This window comes from Rhizobium bangladeshense, from assembly GCF_017357245.1.
Taxonomy (GTDB): Bacteria; Pseudomonadota; Alphaproteobacteria; order Rhizobiales; family Rhizobiaceae; genus Rhizobium; species Rhizobium bangladeshense.
In genome coordinates this window covers 507,725-525,968 of sequence record NZ_CP071613.1, presented here as the reverse complement: position 1 = coordinate 525,968, position 18,244 = coordinate 507,725, and the positions used below count along the sequence as shown (strand labels likewise).

The window sequence follows — 18,244 nt, the reverse complement described above, 5'->3', positions numbered from 1 at the left end:
CGTGCTTGTCTGCGACCCCTGTGACAAGTTCGACGGCCCATTGGCGGATCTGCGAAAGGCAAGCGTCTCACGCGCCCATACCACACCGAAGCCTTCGAGTTTCGATGACGGTGTGACCTTCCCGCCAAGCTTACCTCGGCGGAAAGGATTGAGTATCTGCACCGGCGGAGGCTCAGGAAGCCATCGCGTAACGATGCTGGTCCGAGGCGTGTCGGCTGCCCGTTTTGAAGCGGCGCAGCAGTTCGGCAAGGCTTTCCGTTTCGTGCGTCAGGCTCTGGGCGGCGGCCGTGGTTTCTTCGACCATCGCGGCGTTCTGCTGCGTCACCTTGTCCATCTGGTCGCCAGCGGCCGAGACTTCGCGGAGACTCGTTGCCTGTTCGCGGGCGGCGATGGCGATTTCGGCGACGGTCGCATTCATCGCCGAAACCTGCTCGACGATCTGCTCCAATGAGAGACCGGATTCGCCGACCAGCTCGACGCCCGTCTTGACCTGCGCCGAAGAGGTGGAGATCAGTTCCTTGATCTCCCTGGCCGCATTGGCCGAGCGCTGGGCAAGCTCACGGACTTCCTGCGCAACGACGGCGAAACCCTTGCCGGCCTCGCCTGCGCGCGCCGCCTCGACGCCGGCATTCAGCGCCAGGAGATTGGTCTGGAAGGCGATCTCGTCGATGACGCTGATGATGTTACCGATCTTCGACGACGAGTTCTGGATTTCCGTCATTGCGGCGATGGCGCGGGAGACAATCTCACCGCCCTTTTCAGCATTGGTGCGGGCCGTCGCCACGGCAGCCTGGGCGCGGCTTGCGCCCTCCGCTGTTCCGTTGACGCCCCGCGTCACGTCGCCGAGAGACGCGACGGTTTCCTCCAGCGACGCGGCCTGCTGCTCGGTGCGGCGGGCGAGATCATTGGAGGCGGTGGAGATTTCCGCAAGGCCGGACCGGATGGTCGTGACCGCGCGGATAACCGAGTCGATCGCCTCTTCGAGACTTGCGACCGAGTTGTTGAAGTGGTCGCGGATCCTGACATAGCGTTGGTCGACTTCGCCGACGCGGACGGAGAGATCGCCCTTCGAGAGCGCGTCGAGGCCGAGCGAAATCTGGCGGAAGGCGTGTTCCATCACCTGCGCGTCCGAAAGCCGCTCGGCTTCCTGGCGCAGCCGCTCTTCTTCTGCCGCCAGGCGGGCGCGCTCGGCACCGGCTTCGGCTATCAGCTTGGCGCGACCTGTTTCCTGGAACACCTTCAGCGACCGCGCCATGGCGCCCAGTTCATGGCGATGCTCAACGCCTGTTATGACGATAGCGTCATCGCCGCGGGCAAGTTGCTCCATGGATTGCGCCATCCCACGCACCGCCGAGGAAATCAGCCGGCCGACGAAATAGGAGAGCACGAGGCCGATGACGATCAGCAAGCCGCTAATGGCGAGCGTCGTGCCGGTCGCGGAGGAAACCATGGACTCGACGGAACCATCCAGCTTCTTCTGCGCTCCCGTCACGGTCGCCTGCAAGTTCTTGAACGCATCAGCGATCTTCGGTGCCAACACGTTGAGCTGCGTCTGGCGGATATTGCCGGATGCCTGCAGCACCTCCTTCATGTCGCCTAGGCGGGCGGTATAGTTCTGCATGAGCTGGCCAGCACCCATCAGGCGCTTCTTCTGCAGCTCGTTCTTGGCAGCTTTGGCAGCGCCATCGTTGAGCGCGACGGCCTCAGCCAGAGCTGCCTGCGCAATATCATAGGCGGCAAAATCGTCGGAATGCACGAAGCGTTCGGAGAAATAGAGGCTGCGGTTTAGAGCTTCCAGCGTCGCTCCGGTCATGTGCAGCAGGGCCACATCGTTCTGGCGCCAGGCGCTGCGCATGACATCGTTGAGCGCGATGCTGGTCCAGGGTCCGAACTCGGTGACTTTTGAGATCAACGTGTCCCGCCGGGCCTGCAGGGAGACTATCTGCTCGAAGGCCTTGCCGTAGGCGGCGATATCCTGGCGGATTATCGCAAGGCCGGAGTAAAGATCCTTGTTATCGGCGAAACGCGGATCGTCCGCCTCGAAGGCCTTCACGCCGGCGCGGAAATTGTCGACGACAGCCTGCGTGGGGGTGGAGCGGAAAGCTTCCGCCGACATCTGGATCTCGTGCAACTGATCGCTGTAGTCCGATATGGCAAGGCTCTGGCCGGCCGTGACGCGGTAGGAGGCGAAAATGGCGGCAAGGCCGTTCATACCTGAGATCGCGCTGACGGTAAGCAGGCTCATCAGCAGGATCAACGGCACGAAACCGAAGGTGATCTGCGCGCGAATGCCGAATTTATTCCAGAAATGCAACATCATAAGCCTCTTATGCTCACTGGCTCTTCGGCAGGTATTTGGAGATGTTCTCAGGTGTCACGAGTTCGAAGGGAACGTTGTTTTCCCGCGGCACCTTCTCCTTCTTGACGAGCTTCACGGCGGCCTCGACGGCGGCGGCGCCCTGTCCGACAGCGCTCTGGAGAACGGTAACGTCGAGATCGCCAGCCACCATCGCGGCAAGCGCATCGTCGGTCGCGTCGACGCCGGCGACGACGACATCCTTCATCGGCATGCCGGCTTTCTTCATCGCGCGGATCGCGCCGAGCGCCATCTCGTCATTGTTGGCGATAATAGCATCGAACTTGACGCCGGCCGCAAGCCACTCCTGCATCTGCTGATCGGCATAATCGCGTGACCAATAGGCCGCCTGCCGCTCGACGATTTCCAGGCCCTTGCAGTCGGGCGTGGCGATGACATCCGAGATATCCTGCGTGCGGGCACGGGCGGCCGCGTGGAAAGGCTCGCCCATCAGCACGACGATCCGGCCCTTGCCCTTGAGCAGCGTACAAACCTGCTTCGTCTCCAGTGTTCCGGATTCCTTTTCATTGGAGGCGACCACGACCTGATTTTCCGGCAGATCCAGGAGGTTCGAGGGAACATTGTTGATATAGACAAGCGGAATGCCGGCATCCGCCGCCATCTTGGTCATCTGCGGCCCGAGATCGCCATCGGAAACGGCCAGGATGATGGCGTCGACCTTGTCGACGATGAGCTTCTGAACCTGCTTTTTCTGAAGCTCGCTGTCGCCCTTTGCGTTCTCGATAACCAACTTGAGGCCGGAGACCGTCTGCCCATGGGTGACGACACCGTTCAGAAGCGCCGTCCTGAATTTGTCTAGATCGGACATCGAAACGCCGATCGTCTGGGCATTGGCAACAGAGACCGACATCGCCAAGGCGATGGATGCAAGCGTGGCCGTTTTCATGAATTCCCCTGCGCTTCGGATAGAACCGCTTTATTTCAAACTTTGGTTAAATTTTACTTTTCGCGCGGGAGCTAGAAGTATCGGCAGTGGATATGATCTTTTCATAATGCCGCCCCTTCTTCAGCACCGGTCGACTGGACTTGAGCCGCGCCGCGGAAACTCGGGACGAACAGCTCAAGCTTTTGTTTAATCGCCGCTATCGTCCGCCGAAGCCGGAGCTGACAGTGATGCCTTTATAGATCACCCTCTGCAGCACGATGGCCAGGATGACGCCCGGGACCATGGAGATGGTGGCGCCTGCCATGATGTAATTCCAGGCGGTGCCCTGCTGGGTCTGGAACAAGGTGAGCCCGAGCGGCAGCGTGGCCTTATCAAGACCGCTGGTAGCGATCAGCGGCCACAGGAAGCTCTTCCACTGGGCGATGAAGGTAAAGAGCGAAAGGAGGCCGATCGCGGGCATGGCAAGCGGAATGATGATTCTGATCAGGATGCGCAGGCGCGAGGCCCCGTCCATCATCGCCGCCTCGTCGAGATCCTTTGGGATGCCTAGGATGAACTGCCGCAACAGAAAGGTCCCGAAGGAAGAGAAGGCGACGGGGAGAATCATGCCGTGATAGGTGTTGATCCAGCCGAGCTTGCTAACCAGAAGAAAGAGCGGGATGACCAGCATCACCTGCGGGATCATCAGCGTGCTGAGAAAGGTAAGCAGCAGCCCCTCGCGGCCGGGAAACTTCAGCCGGGCGAAGGCATAGGCGGAAAGGCAGGATACCGCGATCACGATCGCGGTCACGCCGCAGGCGACGATGAAGGAATTCAACAGGAATGTTCCGAACGGCAGGGCAACCAGAGCTTCGACGAAGGTTTCCCAATGATATTCCTCGGGGAGGATGCGGACCGGCACGGCCAGCACCTCCGTGTTGGAACGCACCGCATTCGACACCATCCAGAAGAAGGGAAAGAGGAAAAGCAGCGCGATCAGCGAAAGTGCGGCGTAATTGAAGAAGGCACCGATGCGTCGCAACAGGCGATGGCGGTTCTGCGCCAGGGAATAGGGATGCTGCGAAGTCGGTTCAGTCGTCATAATGGACCCATTTGCGCTGCATGTGGAACTGTAGGATGGTAAGCGCCATGATCATGACGAACATCACCCAGGCGAGTGCGGAGGCATAGCCCATCTGAAAATTGGTGAAGCCCTTCTGATAGATTGCGAAACCCAGAGTGGCCGTCGCCGAGCCCGGGCCGCCCCGCGTCATCGCGAAGATCTCGTCGAAGACCTGCAGCGAGGTGATGGCGGTCATGACGGTGGCGAAGAAAATGGTCGGCGAGATGAGCGGCAGGCGGATGCGCCAGAAGCGCCGCCAGGGACCAGCGCCGTCGATCATCGCCGCTTCGAGATAATGCTTCGGCACGAGGTCGAGCGCGGCGTTAAACATTACGACATTATAGCCGACATTCGCCCAGAGTGTGACGAGCACGACCGCCTGCATGGCCCAGGTCGAGCTCAGCAGGAAATTCGGCAGGCCGAGACCGAGGGAGTGGATGATGCTGTCGGCGAGACCGTCGGGAGTGAAGATCAGCAGCCACACCACGGAGGCTGCAATCGTCGGAGTAAAGGTCGGCAGGAAGAAGATCACCCGGAAAATCGCCTTGCCGCGCTTGAGGCTCGAAATCCAGACCGCGAGCGTCAGCGAGACGACGATGTTGAGCGCAAGGTACTCGACGGCGAAGAACAGCGTGTTGCCCAGTATGGTGTAGAAGGCAGGGTCGACGGTGAAGAGTTTGATATAATTTTGGAAACCGACGAAGGACGGCGTCGAGAGCAGCTGCCAATTGGTGAAGGAGAGCGCCAGCGAGGCCAGGATCGGCAGAGCCATGAAGACCATAAAGCCGAGGAAGCTCGGCAGCAGGAACAGCATCGCCGTTTGCGTCTCCGGCATCAGGAAGCGCCGCGGCTGATCGGGCTGCATGGTGATTTCGGCAACGGCGCTTTCCGACATCTCTTCCTCCATGCGCGGCAACTTCTGCCGCGTCGAGAGCGAGCGCGCCCTGCGGACGCGCAGGCACTCTATTGCTGCGCGAGGCTCTGGATGGATTCCATCGTCTGCTTGGCGTCGGCGCTGCCGCCGAAGGCCGGCGGGAAATACTGGTTGAACAGGTTTTCCACCGCCGCCCAGTTGTTGGTGATCACATAGGGCACCGAATGCGCCAGCGAATAATCGAGCGCCTCGCCGCCATTGGTAATGTCCTTGGCCGCCACCTTGTACCAGGAGGATTGCGAAGCCGTGCGCGCCGGGAGTGCACGGCCCTGTTCGGCGAGATACTGCAGTGCTTCGGGACTGGTCAGCACCTGGATCGCCTTCCAGGCAGCGTCCTTGTTCTTGCTTGTCGTGGCGATGCCGAAACCGGAACCGGCCGTGACCGCAGCGAGCTCCTTGGCATCGTCGCGCGGCAGGGTGGTGAGGCCGATCTTGAACTTGGCCTTGTCCTTCATGCCGATGATCGACCAGGGTCCGTCGACATACATGGCGACGTTGCCCGAATTGAACCGGCCCTGGATGAATGTGCCGACATCGGCGCTCGACGGCACCAGCGGCGCGATCTTATCCTTGGCGGCAAAGCCGATAACCCTGTCGGCAGCGCCCATGGCGCTGGGATTGGCAAGATCCAGCTCTCCGGCATCATTGACATATTTGTCGCCCCAGGCCGACGCCAGGACCGAATAGTTCTGCGGTGTGATGCCGAATCCGTACTTGCCGTCCTTCGTCAGCTTCTTGGCGGCGTCGGTAAATTCTGCGAGCGTCCAGCCCGGTTTCGGCAGCGGAATGCCTGCGGCCTCGAGCGCATCCTGGTTATAATAGACGACCCAGGGACCGACATCATAGGGCAGGCCGTAAAGCTGTTTGTCAACCGACATGCCGCCGATGATCGATGGCGTAAAGGCGCCGATGTCGAATTTATCCGCCTCGATCCGGTCGTTCAGCGGTTCGAGCAGTGAATAGAAGTTCGGCATGCGTAGCGACTGCATGGAGACGATATCGGCGAGCTGCCCTGACGCCGCCAGCACCGGCAGTCGTGTCCAGTAATCGACCCAGCCCGTCGTCGTCAGCGTCACCTTGATATCGGGGTATTTGGCGGTCACCATGTCGGCCAGGTGCTGCCAGCCCTTGGTGTCGGCATCGGAACCGGTCCACATCTGCCAGGTCAGGTTGATCTGTTCGGCCGATGCGGATGTGGCAAAGAGGCTGCCGCCGACTGCGGCAAGCAAAAGCGTTTTCTTCAGAACCTTCATGGGTTTCTCCTCCCTCCATGACGCAATGAACACGCGAATGCGACCGAGTCACGCCTTGAGGACGATCTCGATCACCGGGACGGTAACGTCAGGTCGCCGGACCGGCAGTTCGAGCGTGATCATGCCTTCCGGCACCATCACGCCGATATTGGAATCCACTTCCTTCGTCTGGCTGAGCCAGCGCACTTCGCTGGCATCGTGCAGGAACTGCGCATAGGCGATCCTGTCGGCGATGCCCTCGATATGGATGTGGCGGTAGGGCCAGTTGCAGACATGCAGATAGAGGCGGTTGCCGCGCTGGGTGTAGCGGCAGCCGGCCGGTGCCGGAAGCTCGGATGGACCGGCCCCGTAGATGGAGCGTGCGTTGAGGGCCATCCAGTTGCGGTAGACTTCGAGCGCAGCGGTGGCGCGTGCGTCGAAGGTGCCGCGGCCGGTCGGGCCCACATTCATCAGGAGGTTGCCGCCGAGCGCCACGGAATCGATCAGCAGCTGGATGATCTGCTCCGGGCTCTTCCAGCTGTCTTCGTCGCGGTGATAGCCCCAGGAGCCGCTGAAGGTATGGCAGGCTTCCCAAAGCACACCCTGGCTCGCGATCGCGGGCGCCACTCGCGGCGTATATTGCTCCGGCGTCGTGACGTCGGGCAGCTTGCCGGGGGGCAGATCGAGGCGGTTGTTGACGATGATGTCGGGCTGCAGTTCACGCACCAGCTCAAGCAGGCGCTCGCTTTCCCAATCGGCGCGACCCTTGCCGGGCAGGCCGCGATACTCGCGCTGGGGATAGCTGAAATCGAACCAGATGATGTCGATGCGGCCGAAACCGGTCAGAAGCTCGCGCACCTGTTCGCGCATATAGGCGGCGTAGTTGGCAATGTTGCGGCCGGCATTCAGCGCCTTGGCGTCGGGATGGTTGCGCAAGGGGTGGTGCACGTCGATCGGGAAATCCGGATGGTGCCAGTCGAGCAGCGAATAATAGAAGCCGACCTTCAGCCCCTCTGCGCGGAAGGCCTCGACCAGCGGCGTCAGCAGGTCCCTGCCGCAGGGCGTGTTCGGCGCCTTGTAATCGGTGACCTTGCTGTCCCAAAGGCAGAAGCCTTCGTGATGCTTGGTCGTCACCACGACATACTTCATGCCGGCGAGACGGGCCCGGCGCGCCCACTCCTTGGGATCGTAGAGATCGGGATCGAAATTGTCGAAATAGCGCTGGTAATGGTCGTCGGTCAGCTCTTCGCGGTTCTTCAACCACTCATGTCGGGCTCCAAGGGCATAGAGACCCCAATGAATGAACATGCCGAGGCGATCATGGCTGAACCAGGCGTGCTTGCCCGCTCCCGATACTGGATTTTCCGGCAGGTGCTCCGAACTCATCACAGGTTTCTCCTCCCTGTTTTCCGGTTCCACCTCATATCGAACCGGTTCGGTGACTGAACATCTTCCTTGATCCCATATCTGTCAAGCCGAAATTCGCGAATTGCAAAACCCCCAAGATAAGTGCGCCATAACTCGGCAATCTAGCGACCCATGTTGCACGGACCAATAAAACGTGACAAAAGAAAACTTTAGAACCGGTTCGACAGACATGACCACCATACGCGATGTCGCGCGGCTTGCGGGAGTTTCGATCTCGACCGTCTCGCTCGCGCTCAATAGCCCGAAGCGGGTCGGCGCCGAGACGCTCGACCGCATCCAGCAGGCGATACAATCGACCGGCTACCGGATCGATCCGGTGGCCCAGACGCTGGCGCGCGGGCGCAGTTCGATCATCGGCTTCGTCTCGGCCAATCTCGGCAACATGTTCTTCGGCGACATCCGCCGCGAGATCGAACACCAGGCGCTCGACCACGGTTATTTCGTGCTGATCGCCGACTCCTCCGGCAGAGCCGATCTCGAACGGGCGCTGCTGGAACGGCTGCAGGCGCAGAAGATTGCCGGCATCGCCTTGGCGGCAAACGGGCGCGGCGACGAATACGCCACCTTCCTGCGCGACTTCAAGACGCCGATCGTCATGTTTGACCAGAAGGTCGAGGGTGCCGAGCGCGATTTCATTGGTTCCGACAATCCGCTGACCACAACCATCCTGACCGAGCACCTGCTGCAACTCGGCCATCGGCGTATCGCCTTCATCTCGGGTCCAAGCGGCCTGCACACCGCCGACGAACGCCTGAAAGGTTTCATCGATACGATGGACGGCGCCGACGTGGAGGTCGACCCTTCGCTTGTCGTCGAGGGCGGCTATACCAGGACCGGCGGCCATACGCAGGCGATGCGCTTGCTCACCCGCCGCGACCGGCCGACCGCCATCATCGGCGCCAACAACATGATGGGGCTGGCAACCCTCCAGGTCATGCAGGAGATGGGCTTCCGCTGTCCCGACGACGTATCGCTGGCAATGGTCGACGACGTGCCCTGGAGCAACGTCATCACGCCGCGCATTACCATGGTCGTGCAGGATGCGCAGAAGCTCGGGGAGCTGGCGGCGCAGCGACTGCTGGCAAGGATCGCAAGCCCGGAGGCCGCCGCCGAGCCGCCACAGGATTTCATCCTGACACCAAGATTCGTGCGCGGGGAGTCGACCAGACGGCTGTGAGGAACTCTACCGATCCTCACGCGTATGCCAAAGCCGCAATACATAGATTGTCGACTGCTGGATTTCGTAGCGCAGCTCATAACGGCCGACGAGAATTCGGCGAACCTCACGGGGATCGAACTCCTCGAGCCGCTCGCCGAGACGCGGCTGCTCCATCAAACGAGCAGGCGCGGCCGTCAGCGCCTGCACGGTACGGGCCGCAGCCCGCCGGTCGACAGGGGAGAGAAAGTCATATAGGCGGGCAATGTCCGAGACCGCTTTGCGCGTCCATTTGACTTCCATCACCGGGGCAACGAAATCGGCTCGTCACTATCAAGACTGTCTGCCCACGCTTGAACAGACTGATGATCGACAATGTTGCCGCCATCCACGTCGGCCAGCGCCTCAAGTGTCAAACGCCGGCGCTCCTCTTCCTGATCAATCCATGCAGTCAGGGCCTGCTTGATGATCCAGCCGCGCGAACGCTCGAGCCGCATTGCGAGTTGATCGACCTTCTGCGCAAGCGGCAGCGGAACATGAGCGGTGAGAACTTTGGTCTCCATCGAAAACTCCCAAGATTAATCATCCATGATCATAGCGATTAATTTTGATTATCTCCAGCACCTGTACGTCATGAAGCCGGCTGAGACTCCTGATCTACACGGTACTGGCGCGCGGCGACGAGGCGCGAAAGGAGCGGTTCAGCGACCGCGCCGGGATCTTCGCGAGGGATATCCGCCACTGGTTCGGCCCTGATGGCGCCGCTCTCGCCTTCGGCCGCAGCCAGACCTACCGTTTCGCCGCCGGCGGCTTCTGGGGCGCGCTCGCCTTCGCCGGGGTGGAAGCGCTGCCTTGGGCGGAGATCAAGGGCTATTATATGCGCCATATCCGCTGGTGGTCGGCTATGCCGATCGCCGACCGCGACGGCGTGCTCTCGATCGGCTACGGCTATCCGAACCTGCTGATGAGCGAGAGCTACAACTCGCCAGGCTCGCCCTATTGGGCGCTGAAATTCTTCCTGCCGCTCGCCCTTCGCCAGGATCATCCGTTCTGGACCGCCGAAGAGGCACCGCAGCCGGAATTCCCCGCGCCGATAGCGTTGAAGCCGGCCGGCATGGTCGCCATGCACACGCCGGGAAATGTGGACGTGCTCTCTTCCGGCCAGCAGCACGACAAGATGCGCGGCGCAAACGAGAAATATTCAAAATTCGTCTATTCCACCCGCTACGCCTTCAACATCGAAGCCGACGACCGGAATTTTTCGGCCGCAAGCTTCGACGGCATGCTCGGGCTCTCTGATGACGGGGTGCATTTCCGTATGCGCGAAACCATGGAAGAGGCGCCGATCGCAGGCGACCGGCTCTATTCCGGCTGGCGCCCGTGGAACGACGTCATCATCGAAACCTGGCTGCTTCCCGCAAATCCCTGGCACATCCGCATCCACCGCATTGCGACACCACGTACGCTGAGCACCATCGAGGGCGGGTTTGCGATCGAGCGCGCCGACTTCAACGCCGACCGATCGGAGCATGCGCAAGGCCGTGCCATCTGGTACGGCCAGACAGACGTCAGCGCCATCGTCGATCTCTCGCTCCATCGGAGAACCGGTCACGCAATGAGTCCGATCCCGAACACCAACCTCATCCATGCCAAGACCCTGCTGCCGCAGCTGCGCGGCGACATCAGGCCCGGAACCACCGTGCTAGTCACCGCGGCGATGGCACTGCCTCTTCACGAGAATTGGGCACAGGCGCTGGAGAAGCCGCCGGCCTGCCCGGATCTTGATGAAGTGGAGCGGCACTTCCGCGAGGAGGGCGTTCGGGTGCCGGCATTCGCCCTGCAACTGTAGCTTCAAAGCATCGTCTCATCGTCTTCGATGATGAAAACAAACGGGATATTATCGATCAAGCCACAGATAAAACATGGCCTCGTCTCAACGTCATGCATCTAGGCCTTAAAATCGAACGGTTGCCGATCGGTCATTCTCACCTCCCATTTCCCAGTGACGGGCGCCCTCAACGATGGACCAACAGCGAAGGCCCTCGGGAGACTGCCGCTGCCAGCTATCGGGCGGCGACACGCACCTGGTCTGGTATCCCCGCGCCGATCGGAAGCCGTAGCGTAAACGTCGTCCCGTTCCCTCGGCTGCTCGCCACCTCTATCGTTCCGCCGTGAAGCTCGACGATCTGCTTGACGAGGTTGAGGCCGATGCCGGTGCCGGCGATGCCCGTAGAGCTTCTGGCGCGAAAATAACGCTGGAACATCTTCGGGAGATCATCGGCGTCGATGCCGATGCCTTCATCGCGAACGGTGATGCAAACGCTTTCTCCCTCCTGCCATCCTGTGACGTGGACGTTCGGAGAGTCTGGCGCGTATTTCACGGCATTCGAAAAGAGGTTGCTGAAGACCTGGTCGAGAGCGGGATGGTCGCCATAAATGGTCGAAGGGAGGCGATCTACATCGAGCAAAAAGCGATGAGACCGCCGGATGCTTTCTTGACGCGCGCTGCAGGTTCCAATGATTTCAGCAATCGAGCACGGCTTGTGAACGATGGTGATCCGGCCATGATCCAATCGCCCGGCAGCAAGAATACTTTCCATCAGTTCGAGCATACGCGAAACCGAGCTGCGGATCTGGTCGGCTTTTTCGCAAAGAAACTCCGGCGTGGCAGCCTCCTTGCGCCGAATGAGCCGTTGCGCCGCGCCGTCAATCACCGCAAGCGGGGTGCGGAATTCATGCGATGCCATCGAGACGAACTGCCGCTGCAACTCGTTGATCTGCTTTTCTTGTTCGAGCATCCGTTCGAGTTCTTCCGTCTGTCGCGCCAGTTCGACCGTGCGGGAGCGCACCATCTCTTCGAGCGTGTCGCGGTGCTGCAGCAATGCCTTTTCGGCGCGCTTGGCCTCGGTGATGTCGACGACAGCCATCAGCGATGCCGCCTTGCCCCTGTAGTTCAGGCAGGTGGAATAAACGGTGACCTCGATGGCCGTGCCATCTCTCTTCAAGTGCCGGAAGGAGCGAGTCGAGGGGGGATCTTCGGCATCGAACATGACGACCTGCGGCGGGTTGGATTGCTGCGGCGCCTGGATGTCCGATAGTCGCATCGTCAGGAATTGCTCGAGACGGTAACCGTAGTGGTCGATAGCGGCCTGATTTACGTGGAGAAATCTCAACGTTTCACGATCGTAAACCCACATCGGCATCGGGTTGCCTTCGAACAGCAGCCTGAACGACGCCTCCTGCATTTTGAGATCGGTGATGTCGACACGTATGCCGACGCTGCCCCCTCCTTCGGAGATCTGGCGTTCTTCGATCCGTATCCACCGGTTTCCGGGCAGGCGCTGCTCGTGTTTGCTGCTGGGCTTGGCATGATGGGCCAGCCTTTCGGCCAGCCATTCCTCTTCGCGCCCCACCGCTTCCGGATATTGGCCGCGCTCGAGGCCGGCACGCAGGCGGTCTTCGAAGCGCATGCCTTTCACGAGCATATCGCCGCTTTCGGCGTAAAGCTGTTCGTATCTCTTGTTCCACAGGACGAAACGGTCTTCCTCGTCGAACAATACGAGGCCTTCCGGGACGACTTCCAAAGCCGCCAGAAGACGTGCATGCGCCGCCCGCGCCTCCTGTTCGGCGCGTTCTGCCTGGGCATGCGCCTTGGCAAGCGCCTTTTCAGCCTGCCAGGCCTGCGTGATATCCTCATGGGTCGATACCCAGCCGCCGTCCGTCGTGCGCTGATGATAGCCGCGGATGATCTGGCCCGACTTGAGTTCCTTGATCCAATCCTGAGGCGTATCGCCCATATTGGTCGCTTCGGCCCAGGCGAGATATTCCGAGGTTGAGGTGGCGGGAACGGCGCCGACCGCCTGTCTCAGGTTCAGTATGTCTTCCAGCGACTGTCCCGGATGGATAACGGATGGATCGAGTCCGTAGACTTCGGCATAGCGATTGTTTGAAAGGAGCAGCCGGCCGCCCTCGTCAAACAGGCAGACCCCCTGCCCCATACTGGCAAGCGCCGTGTCCAGTTGCTCGTTTCGCCGCTGCAGGCGCGTGTGAATTGCGCCGAGCTCGATATGTCGCTTAATGCGAGCGACGAGCTCCGCGGCGGAGACAAGATTGGAAACGCAATCGACCGCCCCGGCGGCAAACCCTCCGATCCGGCTTTCTTCGTCTTCCGGCGAGACGAGGACGATTACCGGAATATCACGCGTTACCGGATTTGCCTTGAAACGCCGGCAGTCTTCGAGACCACGGCCCGCCGGCGACATGGCGTCCACCAGAAGAAGCTCCGGCAGCGGTCGCTTGGCGGAGCATTCGTGAAACTCATCTCGATCGGCGTGTGCGCGCAGCACGATGCCATGTCGCTCAAGATCGTCGCCGATGCCATGCAAGCCTGCCAACGTGCTACGCATTGCAAAGATTGTGTGCAGTTCGCCGGACACGACCGTTCCCCCGTTGGTCCACATGGACGCGACTATAGGTCGTGCCGGTTAACACGCCCCTCACCTCAGGTCGGCCTCGGCTATTCCACGTTCTATGGTTGAAGAATGGTTGCGGGCGATGCGGAAAAATATTAGGTGACGCAACAGGACGCGCGGCAGGGACATTCCTCGCGATTTTCGCCGACGTCGCCCGAAAGATCTAGCGTTCGTTCAGGATGTCGTGCAGGAGATCCAGACCGCGCTGATATTTTTCGGTGTTCTTGCCGGCCTGTTCGGCTTGTCGGAGATTGTCTTCTAGGTCGGCCTGTTTGACCGGCAGGGCCAGGGGGTTCGATGCGGCGCGTCTGACGAATTCGTCATCATGCTCCTCGGGCCGCCGCGTCAAGGCATCCACCGCGGAGATGATCGCCGGCGGGAAGCCTTCCTCTCTCAGCCTATCGAGCGTCCAGCCACTGCCTTTTTCGGCGACGTCGTGAAGGTAGGCGACCGTTCGCACCTCGTCGCCCGACACCAGAAGTGCAACGCGCTGGCAGTGCTCGAAGAATGGTCGGCCGGTCTTGTCAACCTGCCCTTCATGCGCCTCTATGGCGACTTGCATCGCATGGTCGAGATGCTGCATCGCGTTACGGACCTTCGGTCTTCCTGATTTTTCGGCGGGAGGGCTTCTCCCCGGTTGTTATTTCGATGTCAGGGATCGTCTCTCCGGCAACCTGGCCAAGCCCGCCTCGCGGCGGATCGAGATCACCGCTCTCCCCTGCCCCCTGAAGCAAGGCCGCATCATCTCTGTCGTCCTGATCGAGCAGGTCTTGCAGCGTCTCATGTTCGTCCTCGCCAGCCAGCTCATCGCAGGCTTGCATCCAATGACGCAAGTCCGAACCTTCCGGGCGGCCTTCGGCTTCCCAGATTTCATAGGCGCGCCGCCGTATCTGCTCGTGTTTGTCTATGGCCATGATCTTCTCCAGTTCCGGCCTGACCTTGCGGCCTGGGTTTGGCTCTGGCCAAGCGATCGCATCCCAGGCTGCAGCTCCCGACAGCGTTCAGCGCAGCTTCCGTCTTTCAAGGCGTATTAATTGTGGGCAGAAAATCCTCCACCTGCTTGCGCTCGTCTTTTGGAAGCGTCTCCACCCGCTCTTGCCAAAAGCGTTCGGCCGCCGGGGGATCCTCATCCCATTGACGAACAGTGGTGATATTGTCGTCGATCTTGGACCGGCGCCGGCCGCCGAGACTCAGATACTCCCTCGCGAGCTTCAGGCTTGGGGTCTCGGTGCCGCTATCGCGATCCAACGCCGAACGCGCAGTACGTTGGGCGGCTTCCGATGCCGCCTGGCGATCGGCCTCGGCACCCTGCGTATCGAAGGAGCGCGCGTCGTCGGTTCCGCTCTCGGGTGGCATGTTGGTCTTGGAAGTGGTCATGGATCACCTTTCGATGCTGTGGCCCAATAACCACCGCCAGCCGCGAGAGTTCCGCGTGCTGGCGACTGATTTGAGCATCCAATCGGGTCGAACCGGCCTACCGCGATCAGTGCACGGCCATGCTGACCATGCGATAGGGGTGTACCGCCTCGAACTGCGAGATCATCGCCGTTGCCTGGAGCAACACGCGTTCGGCATTTTCGGGATCGTCCCGGGCGAGTTCGTCGGCGTTGACGCGGATCGCTTCGGCCATGTTGTTGGACAGTACAGCAAAATGCGTGTTGCCTTCGACAAGAGCCTCGCGCGCCGTATCCTCCAGCGTGCGAGCAATGTCGACGAAAATTTCCTCGCGTTCCTCGATACTGAGGTCCTTGATTATATTGGTCTTCTCTTCCATGTCACTCACTCCTAAAGACGTGGGACGGTGATCGAGCTCATCGAGCCTCGATCGCCTGAGAGCTAGGAACGCCGACATCCTGATTCAAGCCTGGTGCAGTTTGAACTCGCCTTCGAGACGAGGGGACGACCATCGTCATCATGTCGAACGCAGGAGCGGGCCTTCAGTTCCCGGGAGGGGTGCTAGCAGTCGCCGGCCGAGAGTGCTAATTTTTCTCCTGTTCCTCTTGAAATCGAAAAACTCTTGAACCAGATCATTCGCGCAAGGCGCGCGACTTTGCACACCATCCGGACCTCGTCAATCCGGTCCGGCCAGGGCTGACAAAGTCATTGTTTGTCTATGGAGGAAGACATGTCGTTCCGACCGCTTCATGACCGCATTCTCGTCCGCCGCGTCGATTCCGAGGAAAAGACCAAGGGCGGCATCATCATTCCCGACACCGCCAAGGAAAAGCCGCAGGAGGGCGAGGTCATCGCCGTCGGTCCCGGCGCACGCAACGATGCCGGCCAGATCCAGGCGCTCGACGTCAAGGTCGGCGACCGCATCCTGTTCGGCAAGTGGTCCGGCACGGAGATCAAGATCAACGGCGAGGACCTGCTGATCATGAAGGAAAGCGATGTGATGGGTATCATCGAAGCCCAGGGCGAGCAGAAGCAGGCCGCCTGAGGCATCAGGACGCCAGTCAACGCTGAAGCGTTGCAATCTTTGTTTTACGCATGTCGTTATCGCAAAATGCTGCCGGACTTTTGGCGACATGCGCTAGCTGCCGATGAAGGAGTGAGGACATGGCTGCTAAAGAAGTCAAATTCAACGTCGAAGCCCGCGACAAAATGCTGCGCGGCGTCGATATCCTGGCGAATGCCGTGAAGGTGACGCTCGGCCCGAAAGGCCGAAACGTCGTGATCGACAAGTCCTTCGGTGCGCCGCGCATCACCAAGGACGGCGTTTCGGTCGCCAAGGAAATCGAACTCGAAGACAAGTTCGAAAACATGGGCGCCCAGATGGTTCGTGAAGTCGCTTCGAAGACCAGCGACGTCGCCGGCGACGGCACCACGACTGCCACGGTGCTCGCCCAGGCGATCGTCAAGGAGGGCGCCAAGGCGGTGACCTCAGGCATGAACCCGATGGACCTGAAGCGCGGCATCGATCTAGCCGTCACCGCCATAGTCGAAGAACTGAAAACCAACGCCCGCAAGATCTCCAACAATTCCGAAATCGCCCAGGTCGGCACGATCTCCGCTAATGGCGACCCCGAAATCGGCCGTTTTCTGGCGGAAGCCATGGAAAAGGTCGGAAATGACGGCGTCATCACCGTCGAGGAAGCCAAGACCGCCGAAACCGAACTCGAAGTCGTCGAAGGCATGCAGTTCGACCGCGGTTATCTGAGCCCCTATTTCGTCACCAACTCCGACAAGATGCGGGTCGAGTTCGAGGATCCCTATATCCTCATTCACGAGAAAAAGCTCTCGAACCTGCAGTCGATGCTGCCGATCCTCGAGGCCGTCGTTCAATCCGGCAAACCGCTCCTCATCATCGCTGAAGACGTCGAAGGCGAGGCCCTCGCAACGCTTGTCGTCAACAAGCTGCGTGGCGGCCTGAAGATCGCTGCCGTCAAGGCGCCTGGCTTCGGCGACCGCCGCAAGGCCATGCTCGAAGACATCGCCATCCTGACCGCCGGCACCGTCATCTCCGAAGATCTCGGTATCAAGCTCGAAAACGTCACGCTCAATATGCTCGGTCGGGCAAAGAAGGTCACCGTCGAGAAGGAAAACACGACCATCATCGATGGCGTCGGTTCGAAAGAGGAGATTTCGGGTCGCATCGCCCAGATTAAGGCGCAGATCGAGGAAACCACCTCCGACTACGACCGCGAGAAGCTGCAGGAACGCCTCGCCAAGCTCGCCGGTGGTGTTGCCGTCATCCGCGTCGGCGGCTCGACAGAGGTCGAGGTGAAGGAAAAGAAGGATCGCGTCGACGACGCGCTGCATGCCACCCGTGCAGCGGTCGAGGAAGGCATCCTGCCGGGCGGCGGCGTCGCCCTTCTGCGCGCGGTCAAGGCGCTCGACGCTGTCAAGACCGCCAATGACGACCAGCGCGTCGGCGTCGAAATCGTCCGCCGCGCGATCGAGGCCCCGGCTCGCCAGATCGCCGAAAACGCCGGCGCGGAAGGCTCGGTGGTCGTCGGCAAACTGCGGGAGAAGAGCGAATTCTCCTATGGCTGGAACGCTCAGACCGGCGAATTTGGCGATCTCTATGCGCAGGGCGTCATCGATCCGGCCAAGGTGGTGCGCACCGCGCTTCAGGACGCATCCTCCATCGCCGGCCTGCTGGTGACGACAGAGGCCATGATCGCCGAGAAGCCGAAGAAGGATGCTCCCCCGGCTATGCCCGCCGGCGCGGGAATGGACTTTTAAGCCAGGGTCGAAGGCTCGTCCGGACATGCCGGGCGGGCGCTTTCCGAGGGAATGAAGATGGTTCAAACGATCCTAAACCGATCGCAGGTGCCGCTGGACTCCCGCGATCTCGAAACCTGCCAGCGCGTCTTCGACAAGCTCAGCGCCGGCTACGCCGTTGCAAGGGACAGCGACGAGGCCGGACGAATGGCGAGCATCATTATCGAGCTCTACCGGCAGGGCGTGCGAGATCCCAATCATCTGCAGTCGATGGTCGAGGCGGCTCGCGGCCTCTTCGAAACGAACGGAACCCCAGCGACCGCTCGATGACTGCGCCAGTCGGGTAGGTCGGCAGCTTGCCATATGATGCGGCCTTCGCTGACGACGAGGTTTGCGTGAGCGGCAGAGGCCTGCCGCTCACGCGATTCCGAAAATCGATTCCGATTTTCCGGCCGATGCGCTAGGGACAAAGCTCAAGCGCATTGAAGGT

Annotated in this window: 17 protein-coding genes and 1 pseudogene; 5 read left to right on the top strand and 13 right to left on the bottom strand. The window is 60.7% G+C overall.

Annotation, left to right across the window (positions count from 1 at the left end; translation table 11 throughout):
* Positions 1 to 172 precede the first annotated feature (172 nt).
* The 6 genes from J2J98_RS23400 to J2J98_RS23375 form a co-directional block, all read right to left on the bottom strand.
* A complete protein-coding gene (locus J2J98_RS23400; protein ID WP_207603529.1) occupies positions 173 to 2,317 on the bottom strand; it encodes a methyl-accepting chemotaxis protein in 2,145 nt (714 codons plus the stop codon).
* Between the two features lie 16 nt (positions 2,318 to 2,333).
* Positions 2,334 to 3,263 (bottom strand): substrate-binding domain-containing protein, encoded by a 930-nt coding sequence (locus tag J2J98_RS23395; RefSeq protein ID WP_207603281.1) that lies wholly within the window; start codon positions 3,261 to 3,263, stop codon positions 2,334 to 2,336.
* A gap of 196 nt (positions 3,264 to 3,459) precedes the next feature.
* On the bottom strand, positions 3,460 to 4,344 hold the full coding sequence (locus J2J98_RS23390) for a carbohydrate ABC transporter permease (RefSeq protein WP_207603280.1): 885 nt from the start codon (positions 4,342 to 4,344) through the stop codon (positions 3,460 to 3,462).
* Positions 4,334 to 5,260, bottom strand: a complete 927-nt coding sequence (locus J2J98_RS23385; protein WP_207603279.1) for a carbohydrate ABC transporter permease — start codon at positions 5,258 to 5,260, stop codon at positions 4,334 to 4,336. The genes J2J98_RS23390 and J2J98_RS23385 overlap by 11 nt, the downstream gene beginning before the upstream one ends.
* A gap of 68 nt (positions 5,261 to 5,328) precedes the next feature.
* Complete coding sequence (locus tag J2J98_RS23380; RefSeq protein WP_207603278.1) at positions 5,329 to 6,552, bottom strand: ABC transporter substrate-binding protein; 1,224 nt, start codon at positions 6,550 to 6,552, stop codon at positions 5,329 to 5,331.
* Positions 6,553 to 6,600: 48 nt separating this feature from the next.
* Positions 6,601 to 7,920: an alpha-L-fucosidase gene (locus J2J98_RS23375; protein WP_207603277.1), complete on the bottom strand. Its 1,320-nt coding sequence runs from the start codon at positions 7,918 to 7,920 to the stop codon at positions 6,601 to 6,603.
* Between the two features lie 208 nt (positions 7,921 to 8,128).
* Between J2J98_RS23375 and J2J98_RS23370 the strand changes: the two genes are divergently transcribed.
* Entirely contained in the window at positions 8,129 to 9,136 is a 1,008-nt protein-coding gene (locus tag J2J98_RS23370; RefSeq protein ID WP_207603276.1) for a LacI family DNA-binding transcriptional regulator, read from the top strand.
* Between the two features lie 6 nt (positions 9,137 to 9,142).
* Here J2J98_RS23370 and J2J98_RS23365 read toward each other — a convergent pair whose 3' ends face one another.
* Together J2J98_RS23365 and J2J98_RS23360 are read right to left on the bottom strand one after the other, a co-directional pair.
* The gene (locus J2J98_RS23365; protein WP_207603528.1) at positions 9,143 to 9,418 is read right to left on the bottom strand and encodes a type II toxin-antitoxin system RelE/ParE family toxin; all 276 of its coding nucleotides are present in this window, start codon (positions 9,416 to 9,418) and stop codon (positions 9,143 to 9,145) included.
* Positions 9,418 to 9,678: a CopG family ribbon-helix-helix protein gene (locus J2J98_RS23360; protein ID WP_207603275.1), complete on the bottom strand. Its 261-nt coding sequence runs from the start codon at positions 9,676 to 9,678 to the stop codon at positions 9,418 to 9,420. The genes J2J98_RS23365 and J2J98_RS23360 overlap by 1 nt, the downstream gene beginning before the upstream one ends.
* Positions 9,679 to 9,767: 89 nt before the next feature.
* Between J2J98_RS23360 and J2J98_RS23355 the strand changes: the two are divergent.
* Positions 9,768 to 10,964 (top strand): annotated as a pseudogene (locus J2J98_RS23355) (DUF2264 domain-containing protein); the annotation flags it as partial.
* A 214-nt stretch (positions 10,965 to 11,178) separates the two neighbouring features.
* On the opposite strand, the gene J2J98_RS23350 reads toward J2J98_RS23355, so the two are convergent.
* From J2J98_RS23350 to J2J98_RS23330, 5 genes are all read right to left on the bottom strand, one after another.
* Entirely contained in the window at positions 11,179 to 13,521 is a 2,343-nt protein-coding gene (locus J2J98_RS23350) for a PAS-domain containing protein (RefSeq protein WP_246569438.1), read from the bottom strand.
* Between the two features lie 229 nt (positions 13,522 to 13,750).
* Positions 13,751 to 14,170, bottom strand: a complete 420-nt coding sequence (locus tag J2J98_RS23345; RefSeq protein WP_138396564.1) for an HD domain-containing protein — start codon at positions 14,168 to 14,170, stop codon at positions 13,751 to 13,753.
* 4 nt (positions 14,171 to 14,174) lie between these two features.
* A complete protein-coding gene (locus tag J2J98_RS23340; RefSeq protein WP_064713213.1) occupies positions 14,175 to 14,501 on the bottom strand; it encodes a DUF2934 domain-containing protein in 327 nt (108 codons plus the stop codon).
* 106 nt (positions 14,502 to 14,607) lie between these two features.
* Positions 14,608 to 14,964 (bottom strand): hypothetical protein, encoded by a 357-nt coding sequence (locus tag J2J98_RS23335; RefSeq protein ID WP_207603273.1) that lies wholly within the window; start codon positions 14,962 to 14,964, stop codon positions 14,608 to 14,610.
* A gap of 106 nt (positions 14,965 to 15,070) precedes the next feature.
* Entirely contained in the window at positions 15,071 to 15,361 is a 291-nt protein-coding gene (locus J2J98_RS23330) for a hypothetical protein (RefSeq protein WP_011428635.1), read from the bottom strand.
* 351 nt (positions 15,362 to 15,712) lie between these two features.
* On the opposite strand from J2J98_RS23330, the gene groES reads away from it, so the two are divergent.
* From groES to J2J98_RS23315, 3 genes are all read left to right on the top strand, one after another.
* Positions 15,713 to 16,027: a co-chaperone GroES gene (groES, locus tag J2J98_RS23325; protein WP_064709657.1), complete on the top strand. Its 315-nt coding sequence runs from the start codon at positions 15,713 to 15,715 to the stop codon at positions 16,025 to 16,027.
* Positions 16,028 to 16,146: 119 nt separating this feature from the next.
* Positions 16,147 to 17,775 (top strand): chaperonin GroEL, encoded by a 1,629-nt coding sequence (gene groL / locus J2J98_RS23320; RefSeq protein ID WP_207603272.1) that lies wholly within the window; start codon positions 16,147 to 16,149, stop codon positions 17,773 to 17,775.
* Between the two features lie 57 nt (positions 17,776 to 17,832).
* On the top strand, positions 17,833 to 18,084 hold the full coding sequence (locus tag J2J98_RS23315; RefSeq protein ID WP_064709733.1) for a hypothetical protein: 252 nt from the start codon (positions 17,833 to 17,835) through the stop codon (positions 18,082 to 18,084).
* The last annotated feature ends 160 nt before the right edge of the window (positions 18,085 to 18,244 follow it).

What these genes read in the sequence shown, in the direction of transcription:
- J2J98_RS23400 (WP_207603529.1), bottom strand. Translation starts at nt 2,317, where the DNA reads ATGTTGCATTTCTGGAATAAATTCGGCATTCGCGCGCAGATCACCTTC.
- J2J98_RS23395 (WP_207603281.1), bottom strand. Translation starts at nt 3,263, where the DNA reads ATGAAAACGGCCACGCTTGCATCCATCGCCTTGGCGATGTCGGTCTCT.
- J2J98_RS23390 (WP_207603280.1), bottom strand. Translation starts at nt 4,344, where the DNA reads ATGACGACTGAACCGACTTCGCAGCATCCCTATTCCCTGGCGCAGAAC.
- J2J98_RS23385 (WP_207603279.1), bottom strand. Translation starts at nt 5,260, where the DNA reads ATGTCGGAAAGCGCCGTTGCCGAAATCACCATGCAGCCCGATCAGCCG.
- J2J98_RS23380 (WP_207603278.1), bottom strand. Translation starts at nt 6,552, where the DNA reads ATGAAGGTTCTGAAGAAAACGCTTTTGCTTGCCGCAGTCGGCGGCAGC.
- J2J98_RS23370 (WP_207603276.1), top strand. Translation starts at nt 8,129, where the DNA reads ATGACCACCATACGCGATGTCGCGCGGCTTGCGGGAGTTTCGATCTCG.
- J2J98_RS23365 (WP_207603528.1), bottom strand. Translation starts at nt 9,418, where the DNA reads ATGGAAGTCAAATGGACGCGCAAAGCGGTCTCGGACATTGCCCGCCTA.
- J2J98_RS23360 (WP_207603275.1), bottom strand. Translation starts at nt 9,678, where the DNA reads ATGGAGACCAAAGTTCTCACCGCTCATGTTCCGCTGCCGCTTGCGCAG.
- J2J98_RS23350 (WP_246569438.1), bottom strand. Translation starts at nt 13,521, where the DNA reads ATGCGTAGCACGTTGGCAGGCTTGCATGGCATCGGCGACGATCTTGAG.
- J2J98_RS23345 (WP_138396564.1), bottom strand. Translation starts at nt 14,170, where the DNA reads ATGCAGCATCTCGACCATGCGATGCAAGTCGCCATAGAGGCGCATGAA.
- J2J98_RS23340 (WP_064713213.1), bottom strand. Translation starts at nt 14,501, where the DNA reads ATGGCCATAGACAAACACGAGCAGATACGGCGGCGCGCCTATGAAATC.
- J2J98_RS23335 (WP_207603273.1), bottom strand. Translation starts at nt 14,964, where the DNA reads ATGACCACTTCCAAGACCAACATGCCACCCGAGAGCGGAACCGACGAC.
- J2J98_RS23330 (WP_011428635.1), bottom strand. Translation starts at nt 15,361, where the DNA reads ATGGAAGAGAAGACCAATATAATCAAGGACCTCAGTATCGAGGAACGC.
- groES (WP_064709657.1), top strand. Translation starts at nt 15,713, where the DNA reads ATGTCGTTCCGACCGCTTCATGACCGCATTCTCGTCCGCCGCGTCGAT.
- groL (WP_207603272.1), top strand. Translation starts at nt 16,147, where the DNA reads ATGGCTGCTAAAGAAGTCAAATTCAACGTCGAAGCCCGCGACAAAATG.
- J2J98_RS23315 (WP_064709733.1), top strand. Translation starts at nt 17,833, where the DNA reads ATGGTTCAAACGATCCTAAACCGATCGCAGGTGCCGCTGGACTCCCGC.